16 protein-coding genes and 1 pseudogene are annotated in these 16,271 nt (G+C 69.7%); 10 read left to right on the top strand and 7 right to left on the bottom strand.

Translation table 11 applies throughout. The features are described 5' to 3' along the window. Positions 1-3 precede the first annotated feature (3 nt). On the top strand, positions 4-483 hold the full coding sequence (locus LG274_RS04565) for an NUDIX domain-containing protein (RefSeq protein ID WP_404465661.1): 480 nt from the start codon (positions 4-6) through the stop codon (positions 481-483). Positions 484-747: 264 nt separating this feature from the next. Beyond that, positions 748-1,530: an aquaporin Z gene (gene aqpZ, locus LG274_RS04560; RefSeq protein ID WP_404465659.1), complete on the top strand. Its 783-nt coding sequence runs from the start codon at positions 748-750 to the stop codon at positions 1,528-1,530. A gap of 23 nt (positions 1,531-1,553) precedes the next feature. On the opposite strand, the gene LG274_RS04555 is transcribed toward aqpZ, so the two are convergent. After that, positions 1,554-2,354, bottom strand: a complete 801-nt coding sequence (locus LG274_RS04555; protein WP_404465657.1) for a formate/nitrite transporter family protein — start codon at positions 2,352-2,354, stop codon at positions 1,554-1,556. A 189-nt stretch (positions 2,355-2,543) separates the two neighbouring features. On the opposite strand from LG274_RS04555, the gene LG274_RS04550 reads away from it, so the two are divergent. Next, the gene (locus LG274_RS04550; protein WP_298988314.1) at positions 2,544-3,374 is read left to right on the top strand and encodes a patatin-like phospholipase family protein; all 831 of its coding nucleotides are present in this window, start codon (positions 2,544-2,546) and stop codon (positions 3,372-3,374) included. A gap of 28 nt (positions 3,375-3,402) precedes the next feature. Continuing rightward, a pseudogene (locus LG274_RS04545) lies at positions 3,403-3,708 on the top strand (ATP-binding cassette domain-containing protein); the annotation flags it as partial. 762 nt (positions 3,709-4,470) lie between these two features. Here LG274_RS04545 and LG274_RS04540 read toward each other — a convergent pair. The 5 genes from LG274_RS04540 to LG274_RS04520 form a co-directional block, all read right to left on the bottom strand. Next, complete coding sequence (locus LG274_RS04540) at positions 4,471-5,586, bottom strand: DUF262 domain-containing protein (protein WP_298988311.1); 1,116 nt, start codon at positions 5,584-5,586, stop codon at positions 4,471-4,473. Between the two features lie 989 nt (positions 5,587-6,575). Continuing rightward, positions 6,576-6,962: a hypothetical protein gene (locus LG274_RS04535; RefSeq protein WP_404465655.1), complete on the bottom strand. Its 387-nt coding sequence runs from the start codon at positions 6,960-6,962 to the stop codon at positions 6,576-6,578. Next, on the bottom strand, positions 6,962-8,368 hold the full coding sequence (locus LG274_RS04530) for a Dyp-type peroxidase (protein ID WP_298987647.1): 1,407 nt from the start codon (positions 8,366-8,368) through the stop codon (positions 6,962-6,964). Before LG274_RS04530 ends, LG274_RS04535 begins: the two co-directional genes overlap by 1 nt. 1 nt (position 8,369) lies before the next feature. After that, positions 8,370-9,065: a hypothetical protein gene (locus tag LG274_RS04525; protein ID WP_298987645.1), complete on the bottom strand. Its 696-nt coding sequence runs from the start codon at positions 9,063-9,065 to the stop codon at positions 8,370-8,372. A 60-nt stretch (positions 9,066-9,125) separates the two neighbouring features. Next, complete coding sequence (locus LG274_RS04520) at positions 9,126-10,214, bottom strand: catalase family protein (protein WP_298987642.1); 1,089 nt, start codon at positions 10,212-10,214, stop codon at positions 9,126-9,128. 210 nt (positions 10,215-10,424) lie between these two features. On the opposite strand from LG274_RS04520, the gene LG274_RS04515 reads away from it, so the two are divergent. The 4 genes from LG274_RS04515 to LG274_RS04500 all read left to right on the top strand — a co-directional run bounded on the left by LG274_RS04515 (position 10,425) and on the right by LG274_RS04500 (position 14,731). Continuing rightward, positions 10,425-12,077, top strand: coding sequence for an ABC-F family ATP-binding cassette domain-containing protein (locus LG274_RS04515; protein ID WP_404465652.1), 1,653 nt, complete (start codon positions 10,425-10,427; stop codon positions 12,075-12,077). Between the two features lie 85 nt (positions 12,078-12,162). Beyond that, complete coding sequence (locus LG274_RS04510; protein WP_158491460.1) at positions 12,163-12,846, top strand: type 1 glutamine amidotransferase domain-containing protein; 684 nt, start codon at positions 12,163-12,165, stop codon at positions 12,844-12,846. A 41-nt stretch (positions 12,847-12,887) separates the two neighbouring features. Beyond that, on the top strand, positions 12,888-13,898 hold the full coding sequence (locus LG274_RS04505) for an NADP-dependent oxidoreductase (RefSeq protein ID WP_298987630.1): 1,011 nt from the start codon (positions 12,888-12,890) through the stop codon (positions 13,896-13,898). 26 nt (positions 13,899-13,924) lie between these two features. Beyond that, positions 13,925-14,731 carry an alpha/beta fold hydrolase gene (locus LG274_RS04500; protein WP_404465649.1) on the top strand — a complete coding sequence of 269 codons (807 nt, stop codon included), beginning with the start codon at positions 13,925-13,927 and terminating at the stop codon, positions 14,729-14,731. Between the two features lie 33 nt (positions 14,732-14,764). Here the strand turns inward: LG274_RS04500 and LG274_RS04495 are convergent, their stop codons facing one another. After that, positions 14,765-15,256, bottom strand: a complete 492-nt coding sequence (locus LG274_RS04495; RefSeq protein WP_298711925.1) for a MarR family winged helix-turn-helix transcriptional regulator — start codon at positions 15,254-15,256, stop codon at positions 14,765-14,767. A 110-nt stretch (positions 15,257-15,366) separates the two neighbouring features. Here LG274_RS04495 and LG274_RS04490 point away from each other — a divergent pair, with 110 nt between their 5' ends. Then, positions 15,367-15,786, top strand: coding sequence for an organic hydroperoxide resistance protein (locus tag LG274_RS04490; RefSeq protein ID WP_404465647.1), 420 nt, complete (start codon positions 15,367-15,369; stop codon positions 15,784-15,786). Then, complete coding sequence (locus tag LG274_RS04485; protein ID WP_065573496.1) at positions 15,786-16,211, top strand: hypothetical protein; 426 nt, start codon at positions 15,786-15,788, stop codon at positions 16,209-16,211. Before LG274_RS04490 ends, LG274_RS04485 begins: the two co-directional genes overlap by 1 nt. Positions 16,212-16,271 lie beyond the last annotated feature (60 nt).

Raw genomic sequence — 16,271 nt, 5'->3', positions numbered from 1 at the left:
GCCATGTCCTTCCTCCTGCCCTCCGTTCCCGTCTCCTGCGGCTGCCTCCTCCTCGACGAGGCCGGCCGCCTGCTCGTGCTCAAGCCCACCTACAAGAAGGGGTGGACCATCCCCGGCGGGATCATGGAGGACGACGGCGAGACCCCCTGGGGCGGCTGCCGCCGCGAGGTCTGGGAGGAGACGGGGCTGGAGGTGCGCGCGGGGCGGCTCGTCGCCGTCGACACGCGGCCCAGCAAGGCCGACGGTCGGATCGGCCTGCGCTTCCTCTTCCGCGCCGTCCACCCGCTCACTGCCGCCGACGTCGCCGCCATCGGCCTGCAGGAGGACGAGGCCTCCGAGCATCGCCTCGTGACGCGCCAGGAGGCCCGGAAGCTCCTGCGCCCGGCGATCGCCCGCCGCGTCGACGCCGCCTGGGACGCCGCGCACTGCGTCTACCTGGAGGACGGGCGTCCCGCCGCGGGGGTGGATCAGCCGGCGGGCTGAGGCCCGGCCCCCGGCCGGACGAGCGGTGCCCGGCGGCGTCCCCGTCCCGGATGAGGGCCGCCGCCTGATCTGCGGAGGTGATCGTGGCGGCCCGGCCAGGAGGGTGGCCGCGGGACGAGACGGTGCGCCCAGGCAACGGCGGGACGGTCCCGCGGACGGCGCTGCCGTGGCAGCGGAAGAGGTCGAGGACCCTCCGGGGAGGATGCCCCGGCTCGGGTACCGTACCGAAAGGATCCCACCCCCAGACCTTCTGACAGGACCACCATGAACGACTCCCCGCTCGTCTCCAAGCTCTCCGCCGAGGTCCTCGGCACCTTCGTGCTCGTCTTCGGCGGCGCCGGTGCGGCCGTGTTCTCCGCATCCGTGATCGACGACGCCACAGGCGTCAACATGGGCATCGGATTCCTCGGCGTCGCCCTCGCCTTCGGCCTGACCGTGGTGGCCATGGCCTACGCCGTGGGCCACGTCTCCGGCGGTCACTTCAACCCGGCAGTCACCCTGGGTGCGGCGCTCGCGGGTCGCCTGCCGTGGAAGCTCACTGTGCCGTACTGGATCGCCCAGCTCGTGGGCGGCGTGGCGGCCGGCGGCGTGCTGCTGGCGATCGTCTCCGGTCGTCCGGGCTACTCGCTTGCGGAGAACGGCCTGGCCACCAACGGCTACGGCGAACTCTCGCCCGCCGGCTACTCGATGGGCGCGGTGTTCCTGACCGAGGTGCTGCTGACCGCCGTGTTCCTCTACGTCATCCTCGGCGCCACGGACCGCCGTGCACCGTCCGGCTTCGCGCCGCTGGCCATCGGCCTGACCCTCACGCTGATCCACCTGATCTCCATCCCCGTGTCGAACACCTCCGTGAACCCCGCTCGCTCCTTCGGCGTGGCCCTGTTCGCAGGCGGGGACGCCCTCGGCCAGGTCTGGCTGTTCTTCGTGGCCCCGTTGTTGGGCGCCGCGGTCGCCGGTCTCAGCTACCGCTTCGTCTTCCCCAACACCTCCCGGGTGACCGAGGAGCTGCCCGAGCCCGCCGCCGACGGGACGCGTGACGCCGTCTGACCCCTGCCATTCGGACCCTGCCCTCACCGCCCCTTCTCTTCCCGCACCTCCTTGGAACGCAGCAGGCGCGGCGCCGTCGTCAGCGCCAACCCGCCGAGGATGTTCAGGGGGATCACCCACCACACCCAGCTGAGCCACTCGAGCCAGCCCACGCCGTGCGCTCCGGACAGGATGGCTCCGATGATGAGGATTGAGTCCATCACCGAATGGAAGAGTGAACCGCCCGCGAGGACGATGGCTCCGGCGACGGACGCGACGATCATCGCCGTCGGGCTGTCCGTCCCGGCCTGCATCCGCGTCACGAGGGTGATCGCCACCCCGGCCAGGACCGCCAGGGCGGCGCCCTGCCAGCTGAAGCCGATGTCCAGGAAGTGGTGGGCGCTCTCGGCCAGGGTGCCGCGCAGGTCGGGGAACCCCGCCACCACGAGGGCGATCATCACGGTGCCGCCGAGGAGGTTCATCACGAGGGTCACCGCCCACAGACGCAGCAGCTCCACCCACGTGCCCCGGCCGGCGGCGATCGCGGTGATCGGGTAGTAGAACCCCTCCGTGAAGAGCTCGGAGTGGGCGAGGAACAGGCTGACCAGGCCGATGGAGAACGCGAGTCCGGCCAGCAGGTGGCTGCCCGTCTCGTGGAGCGTGAGCAGGTACGCGAGCAGGCCGATCGTGATCTCGACGCCGCCCAGGAACCCGGTGGTCGTCAGGACGGTGAGGGACCGATGCAGGCGTTCCGCGCCCTCGTCTGCCGCCTCCTCGTGGGTCCGCCTCACCGGATCCTCGGTGCCGTCCTCGTCGCTCTGGTGCTGGTGATCCACGCCTGTCATGCCGGAGATCCTGCCACGGCACCGCGGACGTCCCGTGCGGCGCGCCCCACCCCCCGCTCACAGGCGCCGTCCTGGCTCCCGATCGACGAGGACCTCGTGGTGCTCGCCGCCCTGTGGGCCGCCGGCCTGCCGGAGACGGACTGACCGGCATCGCTCCCTTCACGGTCACGTCCGTGGCACGCTGGGCCCATGATGCGTGACGAACGGCCCACGGGTCGGCTGGGCCTCGCCCTGGGCGGCGGAGGAGCGCGCGGGCTGTGCCACATTGGGGTCTGGCGGGTGCTCGAGGAGCTCGACATCCGCCCGGACGTGCTCGCGGGAACGAGCATGGGCGGCCTCCTCGGCGCGCTCATGGCCGCCGGTCATGACGCCGCCTCGCTCGAGAAGATCGCGCGGAGCGTGGACTGGCCGCGGCTCATCAACTGGGGCCTGACCGGCGGCATCCTCTCTGGCCAGCGGCTGCGGGCCTGGCTCCGCGAGCTGCTCCCGGACACCTTCGAGGAGCTGCAGATCCCCCTGGTGCTGACCGCGGCCGACGTCGTCGAGGGCCAGACCCGCTACCTGCACACCGGGGACCTCATCACCGCGATTCAGGCGACCACCGCCTACCCCGGCGCGCTGGAGCCCGTGACCGTGGGGGACTCCGTGCTGGTGGACGGCGGCATCCTCAACCAGATCCCGGTGGACGGGGCGCGCTTCCTGGGCGCGCAGCGGGTGATCGCCGTCGATGCCACCACGCTCGAGCCCCTGGAGCGGCCGGAGGCCGGGGCGCGCACCCGCACCCGCCGTTCGCCCGCCACGTCGCTGCGCCAGGCCATGCGGGCGATCGACGTCATGCAGGCCCAGCTCACCACCGTCCGTCTCTCGCTCTACCGGCCGGACGTGCTCATCAGCCCGCCGATCGAGGGGATGACGGTCGCGGACTTCCGCAGCTCCGGCGTCGCCATCGCGGCGGGAGAGGAGGCGACGCGCGCCCGGGCCGAGAAGCTCGTGGAGCTCAGTCGCGGCAGAATGGCCTGACGCCCGCCGCACTTCCGTCAGGAGCACCATGACCGCCACCCTTGTCGCCTCCGGCCTCGCCGGCGGCCACGGCCACCGCACGCTCTTCGAGGATCTGGACCTCACGGTCGCGCCCGGGGACGTCGTCGGCGTCGTGGGGGCCAACGGCGCGGGCAAGTCCACCCTGCTGTGCATCCTCGGCGGGGACCTCGCGCCGCAGGCCGGCACGGTCAGCCTGGCCCCGGCCGACGCGTTCGTGGGCTGGCTGCCGCAGGAGCACGAGCGGGTGCCGGGGGAGACGGTCGCCGGGTACATCGCCCGCCGTACCGGCTGCGCCGAGGCTGCTGGCAAGGTGCACACAGCGTGAGTCATGAAGGTCGGCGACGTGGTGGAGTTTAGGTTTACTACGTGGGCCGGTCGTTTTCATTTGCCCGGCTCGTGTGACTGGTGGGGTTCCCTCGCTATTAAGTTCGTCCTCGGTGGACTCGAGACGGCATCGGCTTCCCCGCCTCATTTAGTTCTATTTGACTTCCGATTCATATTTTTCCAAGCCCTCCCATCTGTGTGAACCGGCGTCTATTTCTTCCGGCAGGCGACTGAAGTGTCAGTCACCGTTCATCCCTCTACTGTCTCCTAATGGTGCAAGCTGTCGGCAAATACGTCCAGAACCTCGGCGATGCTGGCGAAGTAGCCGTCAATGTCCGCGAGGGTGAGGTGCTCGACAGATCCGCTATTCTCGTGCGCGGTGTCATGTCTGTAGCCCATTAAAGAGTCCCAATCGGTTTTTTGTTTGCTAGTCAGCGACTGAGAGAAATGGTTCTTGCAATCCGAGCTGAAGTGACCAAGGATACCCGACAGTTCGCTGATCTTAATTGACCGGATTAATCTTTGGGACGCAACCTTCGAGAAAGAGTTCACTCGAGGATCCTCAGTACCATGCGCGGCGCGCTGTGCTACTAAGACGCGGATAATTGCCTCCGCTTCCGCATATATAACAGATGCCGTGTGTCTAGCCAGTACTGATTCAATGGCAGCATGAGCCGACATGCTTGCGTATCCGCGGGAGTCGTGAATGTGGGATTCACAAGTTTTCTTTATCTCGCTTGATCGCGGCAGGTCAATCATGAAAAAGGGCATCTTCCGCGAGGCGTATACGAGACCTGACCTGGTCTACGTCTGTTGTCCCCCCCATCACGTTCTCCCGGAGATCCTCGGATTTAGCGAGTTCGTCCCATCGATTCTTAAGGTCGCGGGGGATCTCGTCGATGTGCTTCGACACCGCGACGGCCACCGAGTCAAAGACACTTGAGTTGAATCCCGCGTACAGATGAAATGGGCGCTCCCCCAATTCGGAATCAATGACGTCGATCATTTCGTGAAACTCTTTGCGAAATTGCTCGATAGTTGACGAATCGTCATTCTTGTGGGTGCTCATATATTTTGACATGAAATCCTTCATGGGCTTCTCGTAACGGTCGCTCGCGTGTCGAAGCGCGAAGAAGCGCAGGATCAGCTCGATGTCGCGCATTCGACTGTCAGGGCGGGGCTTTCCCAGCAGTCTTCGCCAGGGTCCATAGCTGTTGCACTCATGGAGCATCTCGTTAAATGAGCCGGCGCAGATGGCATTCCTCACCTCCTGATTATGAAGGAGTGTGCCACCGGTATTGAGCCTCTCAAAAACATGAAAAACGGAGGTGTCATCATTTGGGTTTAGTTGGCGAAGCATAAAGGCGCGTAGGACGCTGTTCTTAAGTCTTCTGGCTGCAGTTTCATTTTCACTTTCAAGGTCAGCAAAGGTTTTGTTAGCGAATGGGGAGTCCTCATTGAGGCCCTTGAGAGAAAATACGGGACGCATACCGCGTGCATTGGGTTCACCAAAGAATCCTTCAAAGAAGTAAAACACAGACCTTAGGCGCTGTTGTCCGTCGACCACCATGGAACGCTCGGTGTCGCTCTCTGTATAGAGGAATATTGAGGGCACAGGCAAACCTACCAAAAATGACTCGATGAGTTTACTTGCCTGCACCTGATTCCAAACATATCCTCGTTGGAATGGCGGGATGAATATTTCTTTAGACTTCCACTTGCCGACCAGGACCTCCAGTGTGAAGTCGGCGGGATATGTCGCGATCTCATATGTAGGGGGAGAACTTTGACGATCCTCAAGCTCGGAGGCGACATCGTCGAAGTCAATGTCCTCTTCGGTGGGCGTGGTGTTCATAGGGGTGCTCATGGAGTCTCACTATAGTGATGTAGGGCACCTCGGGGGTCGTGCAGGGGCCTTGGAGGTATTCCAGATGGGTGCAGTCTGGCCGCGTGGGCGAGTCGTCGTGCGCGTGTGCGGCGCCACGGGCCGGGGTGCCGCTCGTGTCGCCCGCGTCTGGCTTTCGCGGGAGCACCCGATCGTCGTCCGATACCGGCCGGCGGCTAGCAGCGAGAGCTTGTCGCCCTTGATCTCGGCGCGCAACACACGTCACCGTCGGATGGCTCCGGGTGTCTCATCCCTGCACGGTCCGCAATAGGGGATGCGAAACGGTTTCGTTAGGCGCTCGGATTGAGGCCCAATGTGTAGTTCCGCTCCTGTACCGGCCTGGGTTGCGCGGGCTCGTTTTTTGAGGACTGCCGGTCCGCGGAGCCCTCGAACTCGAACCCCTCGGCGTTCTCGATATGCAGCGCAGTGCACTAAGGCCGTCCTGTACTGGATGCGGGCGGCGGCCCGCAAATAGCTTTTCCCGTCAGTGTGTGGTCCACCCGCGCCGTAGCCGGATGAGCAGCGAGCAGCTGTGGGCCTGCCACGCGAAGTAGCCAGGGCCTGCACGGATGCGGTCGTGCTTGGCCGCGACAGCGGGCGACTGCTTTAACATCTTGTAGGCGCGGTGGGGCTGTCCCTAAATCGATGTAATGCACTAGGTTCGACGCGCACGGTACAGCACCCCTGCGGTTCGCGGTCGACGGATTGACTGATCGAGTCCCCTCCGTGCTTGTCACAAGCGCGGCTATCGGGGATGGCGTGGCCGTCACGACAGGTTCGACGGCTTGCCCTAACCGGCCGGGCTCACGGTGCTCCTGCTGACCGCCCCCGCTGATGCGAATCGACTGCGGATCGTGGCGGGGCTCCGCTTCAATGAGTAGCCCCTCTACTACGGGTCATCCGCATGGGGCCCACCAACGCATCCTGCACGTTGGTGGGGTTCTCGCGCGAAAGTCACGCGGCGGAGCGCCTCAGAGGGACGGGTCACGGCGCAGGGGAGTCCACCGCAGGGTGAGGCCCCCGACGGCGGCCAGCGCCGCGTGGGCGTCGTCGGCGGCCTCCTCCAGCCCGTCCGCCACGTCTTCACCGGCAGAGGTGAGCAGCAGGACCGCGTGGTCGTCCGCGTCGGGCTGCTCGCCCGGGTCGGCGCGCCAGCCGCCCCTGCCCCGCACGTCGTCCTCGTCCCCGGGCAGGGAGCCCAGCCACGCGGCGGCCGCCCGGGCCGCCCCGGGGCCGACGACGTCCAGCCGCAGAGTCGCGGGGGAGCCGTCATTGCCCGGCGGGGTGCCCCACAGCCAGTCCAGGTCCACCTGCCACGGCTGGGCGCCCGCGGGGCCGCCCGGGGGCGGAAGCTGCATCACGCCTCGGCGCCCGACTGGTCCGAGGTCCAGCCCCCCTCACCGATCCACCGCAGGGCGCTGAGCGAGGGCATGAAGAGGTACTCGCCCCCGGCCATCCGGTTGAATGTGGTGATGCCGTCGATGCGCTTGCGGGCCGGCTCGGCGGGGATGGTGAACCGTCCCTGCGTCGGGTCGTCCTCGTGCAGACCGACGATCGGGTCCCGCTCGGAGCCGAGGTCGACGAAGTTGCCTCCGTTGATCCACTCCTGCTGCATGAACTCGATCGTGTCGAAGGCCCGGGCGCTGATGAAGATGAAGTAGATCCCGCGGTCCTCCTTCGCGTCGTCGGACGAGGTCACCTCCGGCGACCACCCGGGACCGTAGGTCGAGGAGCGCCGGATGATCCGCTTGATGTTCACGTCCGTCATGATCGACAGATCGCTGTCCCGCGGGTTGAGGCGACGCATGTGGCTGGAGTGCGGGCACATCAGGCCCTTCGGGTCGTCCGCGAAGGTGAAGTCGTTGCGCCGCTCCGGGTCGTTGCCCAGCGCCTCGTCGTCGTGGTCCGGGGAGAGCACCAGCGGGGCGCCGCTGCGCCACCGGCCGAACATCTTCGCGGCGATCCGGTGCTGCTCCTCCGGGTCCGGGCTCTGCGAGGCCAGGTACTCGTTGAAGGCGCCCACCCGACTGGCGAACTTGCGCAGCACCACGTAGGTCCCGTTGCGGCCCAGCACATCCGGCTGCGGCACGGCCAGCGGGGAGCCGGTCTCGCTGTTCTCGCCGAGGATGAACTCGCCGGCGGAGATGGAGCGCTCCTGGCCCGGCTGTGGCCGCACCCCGCTGCCGGCCACCGTCGGCTGCGAGATGGAGTCCCGGAAGCCGAAGGGGTTCTTGTTCAGCTCGTCGACCCCGAACCGGTGGGTGGCCGCCAGGGTCACTCCGGTGGAGTGATCCAGCACCTGCCGCGCCTGGTCCAGGGCGGCGTCCAGGGCATCGGCGTCGGCCGCGTAGATCGTCAGCGCGATGTGGCAGGCGTCCTGGGTGAACGCCTCGTCCCAGTGCTCCGGGGCGTTCGGCCCGGTGTCCATGAGCTGCTGAGCGCGGGCAGCCATCCCCTGCTGGTAGGGCAAAGGGAAGCTGGACAGGGAGTCCTCAGGCAGCCCCAGGGCGCACAGGCCGGCGAAGCTGATCGCCACGCCGGTCCAGGACTGCAGGTCGTCGGCCCAGTCCTGCGCGGAGGTGACGTGCTCGGCCAGGCGGCGGACGAAGTCCCGGCCGCCTTCGGCCTCCTCCACGGTCAGCATGGCGTGGGCGCCCACGTAGGGCTCGGGCCGCTCCCGCAACACCAGGCCCTGGATGTCGTCCAGGTCCAGCTCGACCCGCTCCCGATCGAAACGTTCCTTCAGGTCCTTGAGCACGCCCATCTCAGTAGTCCACCGCCTCGGGGGTGGAGATCGTGTCGGTGAGCTGCTTCAGGGCGGCCGCGGTGTCCTTGTCCAGGTCGGTGCGCCCGGCCATCTGGTCCAGGAAGGTGTTCACCGCGTGTTCAGTGCGCTGCAGCCGACGCGTGTCCACCACGGTGACCTGCGGGTTCGCCACGAACCACCCGGAGGCGGTGATCTGGTGCTCGGCGATGAAGTCCTTCACGGCCGGGCTGTCGATGCCGGGCCACCCCTCCACGTTCTGGAAGAGGAGGTCCATCAGCTCGGGGATCTTGGTGGCGAAGTCGTTGATGTACGCATCCCAGTCGCCGTCGTAGGCCGTGGCGAAGAGGATCCGGGTGTTGTCGTCGAAGAAGACGAAGCGCATGTCGTGGAGCGTGGACACGCGCTGGGCGCCGTCCATGTTGCCGCGGGTCAGGTCGAAGATGCGCTGCAGCCGTTCGGCGCCGCCTGGCTTGAGGCGGGCGATCGCGGTCAGCTCCGAGACCTTGCCCGAGCGCATCCCCACGCGGCCGGCGGAGTCGGCCGTGCCGGACAGGTCCGGGTTGTGGTCGCGGACCATCGCCTCGAGGGCGATCTTGGCCAGCGTGGGGGCGTCCTGGGCGGCGTCCTCGACGGCGCGCTTGATGTCGTCGAGACGGCTCTCGTCCTGGAGCCGGGGGTCTGAGCGGTCAGTCATGAGGTCCTCCTTCGAGAATCCTTTGGGGTGAGTGGTGAGTGGTGAGGGGCGAGGCCGGGATCAGTCCGGGATCTCGTCGAGCGACGTCGGCTCGGGGGCCGGGCGGTCGTTGAACTCGTGGCGGAAGCGGGTGGACTGCTCATAGGCGCGCTTGCGGACGCGCATGATGGAGCCCAACGGCTGGTGCTCGACCACGCCGTTCCAGGGGTTGAAGGTGAGCGCATCGTCGCCGTAGACGCGGCGGGGATGGCTGTAGCTCTCCTGCGCCTCGATGCGCAGGGTGGCGACGGGCTGGTGCGGGGCCTCCTCCTCGTCCCACAGGACGGAGGCGTCCTCCACCGGCATGCGCTCCGCGTCGGTCGCCAGCTGCGCCCGCAGGACGTACTCTGCGCTCTCATGGGAGAAGAAGTCGGCGACGATGTCGCTGATCGAGGAGAAGTCCTCCACCTTCATGTCCTGGCCGGTCAGGGCGCGCACGTTCTCGGACGCCGGGGCCAGCGAGATCTTCGCGACGTGGTCCCCGTAGCGCAGGGCACCCTGGGTGAAGTACGTCTCGCCGAGGACGTGGGCGTTGTCCCGCCCCAGGCCCTCCAAGGTGGCGCTGGGGGTCCCCCCGACGGTCTCCACCGCACCCCGGACCACGCGCGCAGCGCCCGTCGTCAGGCGCTGCAGCAGCTCGGGGGACTGGGAGTTCTTCTCCAGCAGGCTCAGCATCTCCTTGTAGCGGGCCACGGTGCCGAAGGCGAGCGTCGGGAAGTTCACCATGAGGAAGTCCTGATTGTGGCTGTCCAGATCCGGCAGCAACCTCCTGCCCTCCACCCCCAGCACCTTCAAGGCCCAGCCCCGCGGGGCGGGAGTGCGGTCGGTGTGGATGTCCCCGGGTGCGGAGGAGAGCCGCGCCACCGCCTCGTAGGTGCCCGGACGGGCGAAGATGCCCTGCGCCAGCTCGGGAGCCAGGCCCTCATGCACCTCCAGCGTGGCCTTGAGGACGGCGTGGCTCTTGGCGTGGGCGTCGCGGTGGGCGTGCTTGTGCTCTCCCGCCGCGCGGCGCTGTGCCGCGCCCATCTGGGCCAGGATCTCGCGGGTCAGGTCTTCCTCGCGGTCGACCGAGTGCTCGATGTCGGGCGTGTACGTCACCGGTTCAGTCATCAGTGCTCTGCCTTCCCTCTCTGGAGCGCCGTGTGCGCCGCGCGGAGCCGCGCACCTGACCCTTGCGACGCTATGACTCTCCCCGTGTCAGGGCAAGGAAGGAAGCGCGCTGCAGGTCTGGGAGCCCGGGCCCGGGGCCGGTGCCCCGGGGGATCTGTAGCAGTATGGCGGTGACCCGCCCCAGGGAAGCCCACCCGAGCCAGGAGAAGCATGACTGCCACCCTCGTCGCCTCCGGCCTCGCCGGCGGCCACGGCCACCGCACGCTCTTCGAGGATCTGGACCTCACGGTCGCGCCCGGGGACGTCGTCGGCGTCGTGGGGGCCAACGGCGCGGGCAAGTCCACCCTGCTGTGCATCCTCGGCGGGGACCTCGCGCCGCAGGCCGGCACGGTCAGCCTGGCCCCGGCCGACGCGTTCGTGGGCTGGCTGCCGCAGGAGCACGAGCGGGTGCCGGGGGAGACGGTCGCCGGGTACATCGCCCGCCGCACCGGGTGCGCCGCCGCGCAGACCGAGATGGACGAGGCCGCCGAGGCCCTGGCGGACCCGGACGTCACCGACGCCGCCGCGGACCGCTACAACTCGGCCCTCTCCCGCTGGCTCGCCTCCGGGGCCGCGGACCTGGAGGAGCGCCTCCCCGCCGTCCTGGCCGACCTCGGCCTGGACCTCTCCGCCTCCCCGGAACAGGTCCTCATGACCTCCCTCTCCGGTGGGCAGGCCGCCCGCGTCGGCCTCGCCGCGCTGCTGCTCTCCCGCTTCGACGTCGTGCTCCTGGACGAGCCCACCAACGACCTGGACCTGGACGGTCTGACCCGCCTGGAGGCCTTCGTGCAGGAGCTGCGCGGCGGCGTCGTGCTGGTGAGCCACGACCGCGAGTTCCTGGCCCGCTGCGTCACCCGCGTCCTGGAGCTCGACCTCGCCCAGCGCACCAACCGCGTCTACGGCGGCGGCTACGAGGCCTACCTCGAGGAGCGGGCCACCCTGCGCCGCCAGGCCCGGGAGAAGTACGAGGAGTTCGCCGAGCAGAAGCAGGACCTCGTCTCCCGCGCCCGCATCCAGCGGGAGTGGTCCAGCCAGGGCGTGCGCAACGCGATGAAGAAGTCCCCGGACAACGACAAGCTGCGCCGCAAGGCCAACAGTGAGTCGAGCGAGAAGCAGGCCCAGAAGGTCCGGCAGATGGAGAGCCGCATCGCGCGCCTGGAGGAGGTGGAGGAGCCGCGCAAGGAGTGGAGGCTCGAGTTCACCATCGGTGCGGCGCCGCGCTCCAGCTCGGTGGTCGCCACCCTCAACGACGCCGTCTTCCGGCAGGGCGGCTTCACGCTCGGCCCGGTGTCCCTCCAGGTGAACGCGGGGGAGCGGATCGGCATCACCGGGCCCAACGGGGCCGGCAAGTCCACCCTGCTGCGCGGGCTGCTGGGCCGCCAGGCCCCGGACGAGGGCACGGCCGCCCTGGGGTCCAGCGTGCAGATCGGGGAGATCGACCAGGCGCGCTCGCTGCTGGCCGGAACCGTCCCGCTCGCCGCGGCCGTCGAGGCGCTCGTGCCCGAGATGGCCTCCGGGGAGGTGCGCACCCTGCTGGCCAAGTTCGGCCTCAGGGCCGACCACGTGAACCGCCCCGTGGACGAGCTCTCTCCCGGCGAGCGCACCCGGGCATCCCTGGCCCTGCTCCAGGCCCGCGGGGTGAACGTCCTGGTGCTCGACGAGCCCACCAACCACCTGGACCTGGAGGCCATCGAACAGCTCGAACAGGCCCTGGAGACCTATGAGGGCGCCCTGCTGCTCGTCACCCACGACCGCCGCATGCTGGACACCGTCCGCCTGGACCGCCGCTGGCAGGTCCAGGACGGGCGGGTGACGGAGCGCTGACGACCCGGGCACCGTCACCCTTGCCCGAGATTCGGTTGTGTACGACCATGAGAGTTCAGTCCCCACCAACGAAAGGGCTCCCGACATGTCCCGCATCCTGATGATCCTCACCTCGCACGACCAGCTGGGCGACACCGGCCGCAAGACCGGGTTCTGGCTCGAGGAGTTCGCCTCGCCCTACTACGTCTTCACGGACGCCGGCCACGAGGTCACCCTCGCCTCGCCCCGCGGCGGCCAGCCGCCCATCGACCCGACGAGCTCGAAGCCGGAGATGCAGACCGAGGCCACCCGCCGGTTCGACCAGGACGAGGAGGCCAAGGCCGCCCTGGCCCACACCACGCCTCTGGCCCAGGTGGACGTGGACGGGTTCGACGCCGTCTTCTACCCGGGCGGTCACGGCCCGCTGTGGGACCTGGTGTCCGACGCCGACTCCACGCGGATCATCCTCGACAGCGACGCGGCCGGACGCCCGCTCGGCCTCGTCTGCCACGCGCCCGGGATCCTGCACCCGATCACCGCCGCCGACGGCACCCCGTTCGTGCGCGGCCGTCAGGTCGCCGGGTTCACCAACGGCGAGGAGGAGGCCGCCCAGCTGACGGACGTGGTCCCGTTCCTCGTCGAGGACTCCCTGATCGCCGCCGGCGCGGACTACCGCAAGGGCCCGGATCAGGAGAGCTTCGTGGTCACGGACGGCACCCTGGTGACCGGCCAGAACCCGGCCTCCTCCGCCGACGCCGCCCGCCGCCTCCTGGACCTGCTCGCGCGCTGACCCCCCGCCGAGCCCGCCGCCCCGACCCCGAGGAGACCACCATGAGCACCCCCACCCACACGCGCGAGATCCACCTCGCCTCCCGCCCCCACGGCGCCCCGACGCCGGAGAACTTCCGCCTCACCGAGGTCGAGCTCCCCGAACTCGCCGAGGGCCAGGTCCTCGTGCGCAACACCGTGATGTCCGTGGACCCGTACATGCGCGGCCGCATGAACGACGTCGAGTCCTACGTGCCCCCGTTCCAGCTCGACGCCCCGCTCGACGGCGGCGCGGTGGGCACCGTGATCGCCTCGCGCCACGCCGACGTGCCGGAGGGCACGTCCGTGCTCCACGGCCTCGGCTGGCGCGAGCACGCCGTCCTCGACGGCGACACCGTCCAGGCCGTGGACACCTCCCAGCTCTCGGACAGCGCCTACCTGGGCGTGCTGGGCATGACGGGTCTGACCGCCTACACCGGCCTCGTGCACGTGGCCGAGATGCAGGAGGGCGACGCCGTGTTCATCTCGGGCGCCGCGGGGGCCGTCGGCTCGGTCGCCGGCCAGATCGCCCGCCTCCTGGGCGCCTCGCGCGTCGTCGGCTCGGCCGGCACGGCCGAGAAGGTGGCGTGGGTGAAGGAGCTGGGCTTCGACGCCGCGTTCAACTACCACGACGGCTCGCCCACGGACCTGCTGGCCGAGGCCGCGCCGGAGGGCATCGACGTCTACTTCGACAACGTGGGCGGCGACCACCTCGAGGCCGCCATCGCCGCGATGCGGGTCGACGGCCGCGTGGCGATGTGCGGTGCGATCGCCCAGTACAACTCGACGGAGCCGCCGGCCGCCCCGCGCAACCTCGCGCTGGCAATCGGCAAGCGGCTGACCCTGCGCGGCTTCGTCCTGCAGAAGTACGCGGCGCAGGTCCGCCCCGAGTTCCTCGAGCGCGTGGGCCCGTGGGTCGCCGACGGGAAGATCCAGTGGGACGAGACCGTCCGGGAGGGTCTGGAGAACGCGCCCCAGGCGTTCATCGACCTGCTCGAGGGCGCGAACACGGGGAAGATGGTCGTGCGGCTGTGACGAGCGACGGCGCACTCGGGGGCGGCATGGCGACCTTCCGGCATCAGGGCCTGACCTTCGACGTCCGGGACGGCGGGCCGGCCGAGGGGGAGGTGGTGCTGCTGCTGCACGGCTTCCCCCAGGACGCCACGTCCTGGAGGCACGTCGAGCCGCTGCTGCACGCCGCGGGGCTGCGCACCCTCGCCCCGGACCAGCGCGGCTACTCCCCGGGGGCCGCTCCGCGGGCGACGGCGGCCTACCGCCTCCCGGCGCTCGTGGGGGACGCCGTCGCGCTGGCGGACGCGGCGGGGGCGCGGCGCGTCCACGTCGTCGGCCATGACTGGGGCGGCGCCGTCGCCTGGGCGCTGGCCACCGCCCACCCCGAGCGCGTCGCGTCCCTGACGGTCCTGTCCACGCCGCATCCGGCCGCCCTGGCCCGCGCCCTGCGTGGCCCGGACCAGCTGCGCCGCAGCTGGTACATCGCCGCCTTCCAGGCACCGGCCCTCCCCGAACGGATCCTCGCGCGACGGCTGGGTTCCCTGCTGCAGCGGGGGCAGGTCCCCGGGGCGGAGCACTACGCCCGCCGGTTCTCCACCCCGCAGAGCCTGCGCGGCCCGGTGAACTGGTATCGGGCGAACCCGGATCTGGTGACCACCACGCGCAACGCGCCCGTGTCGGTCCCCACCACGTATGTGTGGGGCACTCGGGATGCGGCCTTGGGCCCGCGGGCCGCCGAGCTCACGGCGGGGCAGGTGGCGGGGGAGTACCGGTTCGTGGCGCTCGACGCGGACCACTGGCTGCCTGAGCGCGAGGCGGACGCCGTCGCCCGGGCGATCCTGGACCGGGTGCGCTGACCCGCGCTCGGCGCGCGGGCCGCTCCCGCCGGCTCAGCGCGGCCCGACGGCCTCGGTGATCCGGTTCAGCAGGTCCATGAGGACCTGGCGCTCGGTGGCGTCGAGGGGGATCCGGGTGAGTGCGTCCACCGGGACCGTCCGGGCGGACTCCCGCAGCGCTCGTCCCTCGTCCGTCAGCCGGACCAGCACGCGTCGCTCGTCGTGGACGTCGCGCTCCCGCGTGACGAGCCCCATGCCGGCGAGGCGCCGCACCAGGGGTGTGATCGTCCCGTTGTCCATGCCGAGCCGGTCCCGCAGCGCGCCGACCCCCAGTGCGCCGGCGGCGTCCGACGTCGACGCCTCCGTCTCAGCCGAGGCGTCACTCCCCACCTGCCACAGGGTGAGCATCACGAGGTACTGCGGGTAGGTGAGGCCGAGGCGGGAGAGCAGGGGGCCGTAGCCGCGCGTGACGGCGCGCGTCGCCCGGTGCAGGGCGAAGCAGAGCTGGTCCTCGAGGGCGAGGCTGGGGGTCGGCGCGGCATCCATGGGAGCATTCTAGTGGTCGCTGGGGAACAACTTGGTTGCGCGCGACCTAACGGGGTGGCAGGCTGGAGCCGACTCGTCCCGCACGGGGCGGGCGGATGAAAGGACCTCTCATGGAGACCATCTACACCGCCGAGGCGCTCAGCACCGGCGCCGGCCGCGACGGCCATGTCCGCACCACCGACGGGCGGGTCGACCTCGACCTCGCCGTGCCCACCGAGATGGGCGGCTCCGGCCAGGGCACCAACCCCGAGCAGCTCTTCGCCGCCGGCTACGCCGCGTGCTTCCACTCGGCCCTGCAGATGGTCGCCCGCGCCTCCCGTGCCGACATCACCGACTCCTCCGTCGGCGCGCGCGTGGGCATCGGCCGCCAGGGTGAGGGCTTCGGCCTGGAGGTCACCCTCGAGGTTGTGCTGCCCCATGTCCCCGCGGACCAGGCCCGCGCCCTCGTGGAGCAGGCGCATCAGGTGTGCCCCTATTCGAACGCCACCCGGGGCAACATCGACGTCGTCCTCGAGCTCGGGGAGGCGTGATGACGAAGCGCCGGCAGTCCGTCCCCCTCTCGCAGACCGCCGCCCGCCTCGGCCTCGGCGGGTTCATGACCGCTGCGGGGCTGTCCCACCTCACCGTGGCGCGCCGTGAGTTCCGTGCGCAGGTGCCCTCGTGGGTCCCGCTCCCGGCGGACCTCGTGGTGCTCGGATCCGGCGTGGCCGAGATCGGCCTCGGGGCCGCTCTGCTGGCGCTCCCCGGGCAGCGCCGCCTGACCGGCACCGCCCTGGCGGCCTTCTACACGGCGATCTACCCCGGGAACATCGGGCAGTACGCCGAGCGCAAGGACGGCTTCGGGCTGGACACCGATGGCCGCCGCCTGGCGCGGCTGTTCGGCCAGCCCGCCCTCATCGCGGCCGCCCTGTGGGCCGCGGGAATCCCCGAACGGGAGCAGGGCGGGCGCCGCTGACGCCGGTCCTGCGGCCCTGGGCCGGCTCCGGGCACGTGCCCGGAGCCGGCGTGATCTCAC

This window comes from Micrococcus antarcticus (assembly GCF_044872765.1).
GTDB lineage: Bacteria > Actinomycetota > Actinomycetes > Actinomycetales > Micrococcaceae > Micrococcus.
The sequence above is the reverse complement of the archived record's forward strand: the minus strand, read 5'-3'. Positions and strand labels throughout refer to the sequence as shown.